We start from the raw sequence: 12,846 nt of genomic DNA on the forward strand, positions 1-12,846 counted from the left end.
TGGCTTTTTATTTTTCCATTGAAATAGTGCGTATCTTGCGTCCTTTGGTATCAAGAATGTAGAAAGTATTGGTACTTTCCCTGTAGGCAATACCCGTAGGACTATTAAAACGAGCCACTTCTCTTAGATCGCCATCTTCTGTTCCCCACATGTTACCATCGCCGGCTTGCGAAGAAGTGCCACGCCCTGCATATGTGCGAATGATCCCATCAGGCGTAAGGTAGCGTATGCAGTGGTTATTGTTATCGCAGAAGTAGAAGTCGTACACGTCATCACGATTCTCGGCTACATATTGTTTGTTTTTTACGAAGCAGCCCTGATAGGGTCTGTTTATGCGTGCACTTGTACCGACGCCATCTACCCAACCATTGTTTCGTGCTTGTCCTGCCACAACGTAAGGAGGAGCAAAGCTTTTGGTGATTTCGTTATAGTCGGAACGGAGTATGTAATGTTTATTAATGACAGCGATGTAGCAGTACTTACCCGTAGGATGAATGAAAATCTTAAACTCCCAATTAACATCTTGAATAGTGAATAACTCTTTAAAATTACCATCGGTCCAATTGGGATACCACGTTCCACCACTGGTAACGGTATTGAAGTAATTGTCCATGTTGAGGCGGAACACCTGTCCACGCTCATAGCTGTTGAAGTAAAGTTCTCCGTTTATGGGATGTACGGCTGCCCCATTACATTGTTTATATGCAGCCAAGATCTGCGATTTAGAGTCATCGGTGAAAGTGCCATCGCTGTTTCGCTTCACAATCCACACACTGGGACTCTGCAGCTGGCGGTCATCGCGGTCGGTAGAGATGAGCATATATTGTCCGTCATGCGAGAAATCAATAGAACGTAACCTCTGGTTATCAAACTTAGACATAGAAAGGATAGTTTTTACCTCCTTTTTTTCTAAGTCGAGCGCTTGTATACCGTGCGCGTTTTCATCATAAACGACGTATAAAATATTAGGATATAGCGGGTCGAAAGTAAGGCAACCTTCACCGGCAAATCCCGTGGCCGTCTTGAAAGGGCCATCATGCCATCCTTGATCATCGAATTGGTTACGTATACCGCTAAGTGTTCCCACAACCATCTTTCGTTCGTAATTAAATTTACTGCTGGCAGTAGCGCTCTGTTCATTGGCTGTTTTGCCGCCAACAGACACCACAATCTCGCCCGTATAGGCTTTGGCCGGTACCAAACAGTAGAGGCAATTGCCTTTGACGCTGATGAGAATGGCACGTTGTCCGCCAATAGTAACCTTGACGTTGGAAGCGTCGTTACCGAAATTACTGCCATATACAACTAACCTTTGAGCCACTCCGCCTGTTTTAGGGATGAAGTCTGTCACAGTAACGGGCCGAGAAGGGTCGTACTTTTCTGAAGAGTCGGCAGCATCATCGCTTCGACATGCCGACATACAAGCGGCACAAAACAGCAGGATTCCCCATGCGAGTATTTGGCCACAGATGTTTAGATTGTTTTTTTTCATAAATATATTGGATTTAAATTTTTTATTCTGTTCCACGGTATTATGTCTTTCCGAAGGAAACGTTTCTATATATAAAGTGGAAAATTCATCAGCAAAGTTAGTGAGAATTGTGCTGTAGAGATACAACATATCGTTCAAAAAATACAAGAAACGGGCATCTTTCATTTTTTTCTTACCGATAATGATGAAAAAGCGGCACGTGACCCCATGTTGTTCGCTGCTCCCATACTCATGCGTAACATGTGGTTGTTTGAGGCAATGCAGCGCAGAGAGAGCATCGCATATGCGTGTAAAATTATATACATGAGTTCGATGAAGATGAAATTCCTATCAGTTTACAAGGTAATTTGGCTGAGATTACCGTGCGAAATGGGTGAGATTACCGTGTGAAATGGCTGAGATTGCTCTCTATTTTGACTCAAATTGGAGGGTAATTTAATATAAATTACAAAGCCATGTAATGGGACCTTATTTTATCTCGAACAGGGGTAAAATCCAATGGGAAAAGAAGGCTTTCCGATGCCTTAGATAAATAAAATAGAAACGAACAGAAATTCGAGGCCTTGGGCTATTACTTTTATCCTGAACGGACATAAAAATTACTTATTGAATACATGGTGATATCATCAGTTACCTGAAAGATGTTTATACAGTGCAGTATAAGAGCTGCGAGTGGTTGGCATGATATGAAAATAGCCGGGGCTCAACACTAATGTGTCTAAGCCCCGGCCGCTGAAAACAATCAAACCTGAAAAATCTTACTTTACGATGAATTTCTTACCATTACAGATGTAGATGCCACTCTTGAGCGGACGTCTTACTTCCATGCCTTGCAGGTTGTAGATCTTACCGTCCACAACGACATTGTTTTTAACGGTGTTGATACCGTTGATAATGTCTTGAGAAACGTGCTTGCCGAAGTATGTAAGGCGGAAGTTATCGAACACTGCCCAATCGTTGTCCACTTGTTTGTCTTTGGTGACACCGATCGTTAGTTCACCATCGGGACCAACCTTAATAATATGGGTGTAAACTTTGTAAAGTCCACATTCGAAATATTCAGCTGCGTCCATCACGTTGTCGGGTTGTTCGCCTGCTACGCCTGTCCAACCGATACCAGGACATTGATTCATACCCGCTGCTATTGACGGCAGTGCGACCTCGTCGCCCTTACCTTTGTTCTCGATATAGAGCATGGCGTGACGTGCAGGAGTAGCTCCGTTGGCAATCTTTTGTTGCAACGCCTCACGACTGCCGTCACGATAATAACCAGTCATGTTCACTTGATAGTAACCTTCGGGCAAGTTGCTTATAGTTTGATTTACCTCGAACGATTGCAGATAGTATGCCTCGCACACCATATTTGTGCGTCTGCCACGGTCAATAACGCCAAGATTTGCATCTTTAAAGTCGCCCTTGCGGTCGGCATTCCAACCTTCAAGCATTGCAGGGCGGTTGAAACCTGGGCTAACAAGCAGGTGAGTGGCATCAACAGGACGGGTTTCGGTGGCCGTTGCAAGCAGCGCATCACGTTCGGCCTTGGTAACGAGTTTCCATTCGGCGTTGGCATTCTTTGCAACAGGGGCTTCTACAGAAACAGTATTCCAGAACTCCTTATCCATAGCCTCGTCGGCATCGGTGTTAGATTGTGGCGCAAAAGCCAATCCTTGGGCATGGTTATCGCCCTTCACGATATTGTAAACGTTGGTCTTGCCAGCAACGGGAACAAACGCCCAAACATCTTTCCCAGGAATATCGGTATAGCCATTATAACCAAGGTAATTACCATCTTTACCTCCATTGCGGTTGATGGTGAACGCGTTTCCTTCGGCTGTAACGGTGAAGAGCACACCGGGAACGTCTACGGCAGCATGCGTATTCCAATCGGAACCACCCATAAGGAACTTCTGAGAGGCCACGTTATAGAAGTAGAATTCGCCTGCACCGGCTTTGGTACCCTTGTAAATATCGGGCATCTTGTCGGCAACAGCAATCTTACGAGCCACGCGCAGGTCTACAAGAGCCGCCTTCATGTCGGCATTGGTCGTGGCGGTTTTGGCTACCTTCTCGGCCTTTACAGTGGCTGCATTAAGTTGTGTGTCGTTGTTCTTATTGATGTTTTTGCAAATCTCAGTCGTTTTTGCCAAAGCTGAATAGCTTTCTGAACAGGCAGAAACGGCATCGTAAGCTTTTTGTAAGTTAGAGGTTGCGGCGTTAATGGCCACAGGGTCGGTAGAGGTGAGGGCCTTTTTGGCAGCTGCAATAGCATCTGTGTATTGCTTGCTCAATGCAGGGGCAACGGCACCTTTAAACGCTTTTGTTGTGGCAAGTATCTCTTTAAGACCTTTCAATGCCTCTTCTGCAGTTTGAAGAACTTTCGAACCGAGGTATTTTAAAGAGAAATTAGAGATTACGCACCAATCGTCGACAACGCCACTCTCCTTCTTAACGCCAAATTTTAGTGTTCCGTCTGTAACAGTAACGGTTATTTCGGCGTTTTGGTAATTGCCCTTCCACAAGGCATAGTTGGCTTCGTGAGGGTTGTTGGGTACGTATAACCCACTATTTTGCTTGTTCTCGCGTTCGGCTTGGAAACTAAATCCCTCTTCGGGAGCTTTTTTCGCACCTGCGTAAAGAGACATGATAGGGGCAGAAGTGCCGTTGGCATAATAGATGGCGCGAAGTTGTTCGGTGCCATTAATAAACTTGTCGACACCATATCCGTACATCGTATAGTCGCGCGTTTCGTTTGAACCGTCGCGATAATAGCCACGTACGCTGAACTTATAGGTGCCGTTGGGCAATCCGCTGATGGTTTGATAGAAGTCGAATGTTTGCGTGTTCCAGAACTCTTGGATAGTATTTGCCTTCACAATGTCCCAGCCGCCTTGATAAGTAGAATGCTCGGTGTTAGGCGCAGCTGTACAATCCAGTTTGTAAGTGGTGTTTTTTGTCACGAGATCGGGCGCATCAATGAGCCACGTTACGTCCACGGGATGGTCGGCAGAGGCCTTCGCCTTTGCGTCGGCAATACGTTCTTCTCGTGTAACAAGCTGCCAAACGCTGTTCTTCTCCTTATCTAATGTGAGCAGGTTATTGTCTGCCCCTAGCACCAATGCGTCGCATTCTAGCCAGTATCCGTGTATGGATTGGGCATTGTCGGCAGGCGACATATCCCATGTACCTATGTTTGCAGCCGGCATATCCCAGTAAAGCAGGCCGGCATCGCCAATTTTATTAGAGACGCCGTTACCTCCACGAAAGCTGGAACGTAGCTTAAACGTCTTTACTCCTGTTTTTTCAAGGGTGATGGGTAGGCCGCGCGTACCCACGTTAACGGCCGTTGCCCATCCGTCTTTCACAGTGTTGTTGTTTTGAAGCCACAAGCCCGTAGCGACATTGTAGAGATAATATTCTCCTCCATTGCCGATGGCATGTCCTGGCCAAGGCGTGGTTTGGGCGTTGAGCAGGGTTGCGCTCAACAATCCTAGACCTAATGATAGTACTTGCTTTTTCATAAGTTGGTTTTAGTTAAAATAATTACTTTATGTTCGTTAAGGTTTCGGCATATTTCAAATATAGATACAACCCGGCATGGGGTGCTTACACCATATTATATATAGAGACTTGAACTATTTGTTGTTGCTTGTTTACGCTGCAAAGATAGACCTTATTTTAAGTACTGATGCGTAAAATCCGTTCAGAGTATAGCAAAAAAGAACCAAAGGCGCATGTTGGTTCAATTTTGTTATTATTTGGAATGATAATCGTATCATAGTCTAAAAAGGGCGAGTAATTTTGTAGCGTAATCAGAAAATATTGTTTAAATCGATACCATAGTATTTTGTTTAATATGAGAAAGCTATTACTTTGTTTGGTTGGTGTGGCAAATGTGCTGGTGACAGAGGCGCAGGGCGGTTCGTTTTTCGAACCTTATCGGCGTACTAGTCTTCGCTTGCCATCTATCCCATTGATAGTGAACGACCCCTATTTCTCCATTTGGTCGCCTTACGATAACTTATACGATGGCACCACACGCCATTGGACGGGACAACAGAAAGCCATTGACGGCTTGTTGCGCGTTGACGGAACGACCTACCGATTTATGGGAAAGGAGAAAGGCCGACTACTGAAACCCGTAGCACCAATGGCCGATATGGGAGCGTGGAAGGCAAAGGTTAGCTATGCAAAACCAGCGGCAAATTGGGCGCAACGCGATTTTAACGATAGCAAATGGCAAACGCAACAGGCTGCGTTTGGCACTCCCAAAGAATATCCTAACATACGTACGGTTTGGACGGACACCAATTCAGACATCTATATACGTAGGCATGTGACGCTGACCAAGGAAGACTTGGCGCGCGACTTGTGGCTGATTTACTCGCACGACGATAAGTGTGAGGTGTACGTAAATGGTGTGTTGGCAATCGAGACGGGCGAAACGTGGGTGCAGAACGAAGAGTTGATGTTGTCTGCTGACGTAAAGCGCAGTTTGCGTGTTGGCGACAATGTTATCGCATACCATGTGCATAACACCACAGGTGGGGCCAATGCCGACATCGGGTTGTTTGCCAACGTGAAAGAGAAACACAACAACATGCGTAATGCCGTACAAACGGGCTGCAACGTTATGGCCACCAATACTTACTATACGTTTCGTTGCGGAGGCGTAGACCTACGTTTAGTTTTCACCGCACCGATGTTTCTTGACGATTTGAACTTGCTTTCTACACCCATTAACTACATCTCTTATCAGGTTTGCTCCAATGATAAGCGAAAGCATGATGTGCAGATATTCTTCGGAACGACACCAGAATTAGCGGTGATAAAGAACACCCAACCCACGATTTCACGCATACAAAATGTGAACAATATTGACTATGTGCGCACAGGAAGTGTAGAGCAGAACGTGTTGGGCAAGACAGGTGATTTACTTTGCATTGATTGGGGCTACTTGATGATACCCAATGTGAATGGAAATGTAACTATGGCCGACCAAAATGCTGTGGAAAGTCAATTTATTGACAAGGGGACGTTGGCTCAACGTGATGCACAGCGTATTAAGAGTAATAACGAAAGTGAGATGCCCATGCTGGGGTACTTGCACAACTTTGGGTTAACGGATTGCGATTCAAGCTACATGATGATAGGTTATGATGAGATACAAGATGTGCAATTTCTTGGAACACGCTACAAAGCCTATTGGTCGAAAGATGGACAGCAGCTTACTGATGCCTTCGAGAACTTCCGCGATAATTATAAGTCGTACATGCAACGTGCGCGCCGATGGGACAAGATAATCTACGACGATGCCTTAGCAGCAGGAAACAAGAAGTATGCCGAGACTTTAGCAGCCTCTTATCGTCAGACTTTGGCTGCCCATAAGCTGTTTATGGATAAAGATGGTGACCTGATATACTTCTCGAAAGAGAACAGCTCGGGTGGGTTTATCAATACAGTAGACGTGACCTATCCTGCTGCACCGCTATTCTTTACCTATAATATACAGTTAGAAAAAGGTGCTTTAGAAGGTATATTCAAGTATTGTGCTGACAGTTCGCGCTGGGGATTTCATTTCCCGGCACATGATCTGGGTTTCTATCCCATTGCTGACAAACAGACTTATGCCTCTTGTTTCCCTGGTGGAAATGGAGATTTCGGTAAAAATATGCCTGTGGAAGAGGCGGGGAATATGGTTATTCTCACAGCAATGACCTGCCTAAGAGAGGGAAAAGCTGATTTTGCCAAGAAGTATTGGGACTTGCTTACCATGTGGACAAACTATTTGGTAGCTAATGGACAAGATCCCGCTAATCAACTCTGTACTGATGATTTTGCGGGGCATTTAGCGCACAACGTAAACCTTTCTGTAAAGGCTATTATGGGAATTGCCGGATATGCATTGATGGCACAAATGCAAGGAGAAGATACTACATACCGTACTTATATGGATAAGGCGCGTCGAATGGCTGCTACACTGGAACGAACAGCTAACGATGGCGACCATTACCGATTAGCTTACGACCGCAGTGGCACGTGGAGCATGAAATATAATATGGTATGGGACAAACTGTGGGGACTGAACCTTTTCTCCAAACAAATGAAACAGAAAGAGTATAACTATTATCTTACAAAGGCAGAACCATACGGCATACCTTTGGATAATCGTGAAAGATATACGAAATCAGATTGGGAGATGTGGACTGCATGTTTGGCCGATACTCAAGAAGGATTCACACGAATGTCAGACTTTGTGTGGGAATTCGCTGACAAGACTAAGAATAGAGTGCCATTTAGCGATTGGTATTGGGTGAACAGTGGCGACTATCAGATATTCCAAGGCCGCTCTGTACTTGGCGGACATTGGATGAAGGTGCTGATGGACAACTTCTTGAAAAATAAGAAGTTTTCAACAGACATTAAGAATGAACCTCAAACACCTGATGCCTCGAAGAAAGAGTTGGAGCGATATGATGTAGACGGGCGACGGCTTTCTGCTCCGACTCGGGGAATAAACGTTGTCCGATACAAAGACAAGACTGTGAAGAAGGTGATAGTAAAGTAAATTCTGGAGTTTTATCACCGTGACAAATAGCTGATAAACTCATGAAGATTTCAATGTCGCTAAATATTTATTCCTCTTATTTATGATAAAAAGAATATTCCTGGTTGCTTGTATGCAGATATTGACTATAGTTGTTTATGGTCAATATACTAATCCCGTCTTAAATAAAAACATGCCCGATCCAAGCGTTATACGCGCACCCGATGGTCAGTTTTATGTTTATGCTACAGAGGGCGGTGGCCAGTGTGTGCCCATTTACAAGTCACGCAATCTCGCTACGCGATGGCGATTTGCGGGTTCGGCCTTCAACAGCTCGACTCGTCCTTCCTTTATAAAGGGTGGAAACATCTGGGCACCCGATATCAATTACATCAATGGACAATTTGTTCTTTACTATTCTATGGCTGAATGGGGAAAGGAGTGGAACTGTGGTATTGGTGTCGCTACATCTTCTTCGCCTCGTGGAGGGTTTGTTGATAGAGGAAAACTCTTTACCAGTTCTGAGATTGGTGTGCAAAACAGCATCGACCCCTGTTTCTTTCAAGACGATGATGGAAAGAAATACCTCTTTTGGGGGAGCTTTCGTGGTGTGTGGGGAATAGAGCTGTCTGATGATGGGTTGTCTTTAAAGCCAGGGGCAGAGAAGTTCCAGATAGGCCCGAACCATAATTGGATGCACCATGGCACAGAAGCCACGATGATGGTGAAGCGTAATGGCTACTATTATTTTATGGGTTCATTGGGTAATTGCTGCGAAGGAGCCAATAGCACCTATCGAGTTGTGGTGTCGCGAAGTAAAGAATTGCGCGGTCCATACGTCAACAGGCGTGGTAAAAAGATAATGGATGTAGGCGGCTCGTATGAAAGTGTGCTGTCGGGTAATGAACTTGTAGCTGGTCCTGGGCATTGTTCGCAACTGATCATCGATGATAATGGCGATTATTGGATGCTGTATCATGGGTTCGATAAGTCTGATATAGACGCTGGCAGAAAGCTTTTCATGGACAAAGTGTTGTGGGATAACGAAGGCTGGCCCTATATAGAGGGCAAACATCCGTCGAAGGGAGGGGCAGTTCCTTTCTTTAAAGACGATACATCTAATGGTATTGCTGATGTTGATGCCACACCGGATGCCTACACCGTTGTCTGTGGTGGCGACAATTATTATCAGATTTCAACCCCCGATAACTCCGCCTTCACATGGGAACTCTATGCCATAAGCGGCGAAAAGATAAAAGCAGGCAGAGCCATACACACGCAAGATCTATGGTTGACGGATGTACCCGTGGGTATATATGTGGTAAAGGTAAGAGGAAATAGTGGTAGCATTAAACAGAAAATTGTAAAAGTTAAATAGGCCTTGCTCTGTGTTGAGACATGTATCTTATGCCCGACATGCGGCCTATTGTGCTATACTTTATATAGGCTAAGAATATAACTAAAAACCAATAATAGTATTTATTAAAACCAAGAACAATGAAAAGAGAACTTCTTTTTTTAAAGCATGGTTATCTGAATGTGGCATTCTTGATGTTGTTCGGCTGTTGCTCTGTTGCGTGCAGCAATGAAGATGACAATCCCACTCCAGAGCCACCAAAACCCGTAGAAGTGTATCAAGACCTGAAAGTTTTCCAGCTAAACACATGGTTTGGAGCAACACAAGTGAATAATGCTTATAATGGCTTGGTAGATGTTATCAACCAAGTCGACCCTGATATTGTGTTGTTGTGCGAGTTGCGTAACGATCTCTTGTTGAAGAAAATTCCTGATGGCGACGGCGAGTACACACATCGTCTGTGCCAATCGTTAAAAACAAAGTACCAGAAAGATTACTGTGGTAAGAATCATGGCACGTTTGTCGGTGTGTTGTCGAAGTATGAAATAAAGAGCTTCAAGGTACTTCCCGCACCCACTGATAACTATATGATAAAAGTAACGGTGGATGTTCGCGGGCAAGAGATGACTTTCTATTCTGTGCATCTTGACTACAAACACTATGCTTGCTACCTGCCAAGAGGCTATAACAGTGGGCCGGACTGGTCGAAACTTCCCAATCCTATTACCGACAGTAAGCGTATAATGAAGGACAACCGACTGAGCACGCGCGACGAGGCAATGGAAATGTTTCTTGATGATGCTCGAAGCGAGATGGATCGGGGACGTATTGTTGTCTTAGGAGGTGACTTCAATGAGCCTTCTGATCTTGATTGGCAGGCCAACACAAAGGATATGTACAGCCATAATGGGGTGATAGCCGACTGGGATTGCTCCGTGATGTTGAGAAAGGCAGACTTTGTAGACACTTATCGCGAAAAGTTTCCAAATCCTGTTACACATCCGGGCTTTACCTTCCCTGCTGATAATAAGAATGCCAGCATAAGCCAATTATCTTTCTGCCCTGAATACGATGAGCGCGACCGTATCGACTTTGTATATTATAATAAGTTGCAACCCGTTGAACTGTTGAAAGCTGAACTCGTCGGGCCAGCTGGCTCTATTTATTTTGGCAAGCGTGGAGCCAACGATTCGAAAGATACCTTTATTGAGCCAAAGGGAACTTGGCCTACGGATCATAAGGGAAATCTTACTACATTTAAAGTTCGGGTGAAGAAATAAATATAGTATAAGATAAAGTATAAAGTTAACTTTAAGATAAAACCATAATATGAAAAGGAATAAACTCATAATGAAGCGTTGGATATATGCATTCTTCATCGTCACCTTATGTGGTAATATGGTAGCTTGTAGCGATAAAGATGAGGATAATACTGCACGTTATAATCCTAATGTGCCTGTAACCATCAGCCGCTACACGCCAACCGGGGGTACCGATAGCCAGGAAATGGTTATCTATGGTTCAAATTTCGGTATTGATCCTAAACAGGTAAGTGTAACGATTGATGGCAAGGAAGCCAAGCTGAACTACGTAAAGTCTGACAGTCTCAGCTGTATCGTACCTTATTGGAGAGAGTCTGGACTATTTGAAGTAGAGGTGAAGGTTGCGAAACAGTCTGCCAAGGCCACTAAGAAGTTTGCATATGCCAGTCCGCTGACAGTGCACACACTGATTGGCTACCGTATAAGCAATGACAATCCGGGCTGGAAAGACGGCACGTTTGGTACGGGCAAGGACGACGGTTCGGCCACTTTCGGTAAGCAGGCTGCCTTTATGAAGTTTGATCCACAGAACCATGATCATTTGTATGTTGCTTACGAAGACTTCGATTATAGTGGTTACGGCGTGCAACTTATTGACTTGAAAGCTAAGACTGTCACTACTGTGATGCACGGTAGTAAGTGTTTTGAAGGCAAGCGCTTACGTGCAATAGACTTTACGGCAAAGGGCGACATGGTGATTGCTACTGACCGTGACGATAACGGAGACCGTTCTACCAGTGTATGGATTGTTAAGCGCAACGCCGATGGAAGCTTCAGCGATGAGTCGAAATGTGAGGTGCTGGCCGCTTACAAGCAATGCAACACTGTAGCCGTGCACCCTGTCAATGGTGAACTATATTTCAACAGCTACGGCAACAATGCGATTTATCGCCTTGATGTGACCAAGTATTATGCCAATGCATCGGGAACAACTCCGTGGGTTCCCTATCTCACGGGCAATAATTATGAGCAAATGCTTACGCTTGGTGCCAGTCGTTGGAACTTTAACATTACCATACATCCTACCGGCAAGTATGCTTATGTGATAGCACTGAACCAAAATTGCATCTATCGCATGGATTACGATGAGGCCACCAAACGTTTCAAGCAGCCTTACCTCGTTTCCGGACAGCAGGGTGTGAAAGGATGGGCCGACGGCAAGGGAGACGGTACATTGATGAACTTCCCCTATCAAGGCATATTCGTGAAAAATCCAGACTATGTGGCACAAGGAAAGGAAGACGTTTACGATTTCTACTTCTGTGATTATGACAACTATTGCGTGCGTTATCTTACACCCGAAGGTCGTGTCCGCACCTTTGCGGGACGTGGAGCAACATCGGCCATGGGAGATAATAACACCTGGGGGCCTGAAGATGGCGACCTGAGAGAGACTGCGCGCTTCGGGAGTCCTACGGGTATTGCCTACGATGAGCGTACCGAGACATTCTACATTTTCGATACTTACTATAAAACTGTGAGAACGATAAGCCGTTGAACATACATCTTTAACCATACATGGTGTCGTCAGGCCTTTGGGTCGCGTTGCCAAAAGGCCGACGACATCACACAGGTTGCTTGTTTGACGTCTGTCGTGTAGGGCGACAGTATCGTCTGAGGATAAATGACATCAAGTAGTATTACCCCCGGTCAGGGATAAGCAAAAGGAACTATTCCGGGCAAAGATCTGTTTCAGACAGAGATAATCCCTATCAGTCTGCAAGGCAATTTGACACAGATTACCGTGTGAAATGACTGAGATTGCGATGCAAAATGACTGAGATTACGCTCTGTTTTGACTCAAATCACACCGTGAAATGACTCAAATTGAGAGGTGATTTAATATAGATAAGTAAGTGAACAAAATTAATTTACACAAAATAAATATATGTAATTTCCGTTCTACTTTGAGTTATGGGAAAACCAAAAGTATTGGGGTTAGCCGAGACAGAGCGTCTGGCACTCGATAGAGGATTTCGCTTTGGCGAGAAACATTGTTTCCGTATGCGTTGTCGTGCAGTATTACTGAAGTCGGAAGGTCTGTCATCAGTAGCCATAGGTGCGCAAACGGAAATGAGCCATGTAAGCGTAAACGCTTGGGTAAAGCGTTTCAAGTCGGAAGGCATAGAGG

General features: G+C 44.8%; 7 protein-coding genes. 5 read left to right on the top strand and 2 right to left on the bottom strand.

Annotated features, from left to right (window positions below):
* Positions 1–7: 7 nt before the first annotated feature.
* Both H164_RS0112920 and H164_RS0112930 read right to left on the bottom strand, forming a co-directional pair.
* Positions 8–1,492, bottom strand: a complete 1,485-nt coding sequence (locus H164_RS0112920; protein ID WP_025830379.1) for an IPT/TIG domain-containing protein — start codon at positions 1,490–1,492, stop codon at positions 8–10.
* Positions 1,493–2,250: 758 nt separating this feature from the next.
* Positions 2,251–5,010, bottom strand: coding sequence for a hypothetical protein (locus H164_RS0112930; protein ID WP_025830378.1), 2,760 nt, complete (start codon positions 5,008–5,010; stop codon positions 2,251–2,253).
* A gap of 335 nt (positions 5,011–5,345) precedes the next feature.
* On the opposite strand from H164_RS0112930, the gene H164_RS0112935 reads away from it, so the two are divergent.
* The 5 genes from H164_RS0112935 to H164_RS15805 all read left to right on the top strand — a co-directional run.
* Positions 5,346–8,057, top strand: a complete 2,712-nt coding sequence (locus H164_RS0112935) for a glutaminase family protein (protein WP_025830377.1) — start codon at positions 5,346–5,348, stop codon at positions 8,055–8,057.
* A gap of 112 nt (positions 8,058–8,169) precedes the next feature.
* The gene (locus H164_RS0112940; protein ID WP_019969015.1) at positions 8,170–9,414 is read left to right on the top strand and encodes a family 43 glycosylhydrolase; all 1,245 of its coding nucleotides are present in this window, start codon (positions 8,170–8,172) and stop codon (positions 9,412–9,414) included.
* Positions 9,415–9,533: 119 nt separating this feature from the next.
* Positions 9,534–10,673 (top strand): endonuclease/exonuclease/phosphatase family protein, encoded by a 1,140-nt coding sequence (locus H164_RS0112945; RefSeq protein WP_019969016.1) that lies wholly within the window; start codon positions 9,534–9,536, stop codon positions 10,671–10,673.
* Between the two features lie 49 nt (positions 10,674–10,722).
* The gene (locus tag H164_RS0112950; RefSeq protein ID WP_019969017.1) at positions 10,723–12,213 is read left to right on the top strand and encodes an IPT/TIG domain-containing protein; all 1,491 of its coding nucleotides are present in this window, start codon (positions 10,723–10,725) and stop codon (positions 12,211–12,213) included.
* Between the two features lie 416 nt (positions 12,214–12,629).
* On the top strand, positions 12,630–12,846 hold a 217-nt coding region (locus H164_RS15805; protein WP_019969018.1), incomplete at its 3' end, for a helix-turn-helix domain-containing protein.

The sequence above is a fragment of the Segatella maculosa DSM 19339 = JCM 15638 genome (genome assembly GCF_000382385.1).
Taxonomy (GTDB): Bacteria; Bacteroidota; Bacteroidia; order Bacteroidales; family Bacteroidaceae; genus Prevotella; species Prevotella maculosa.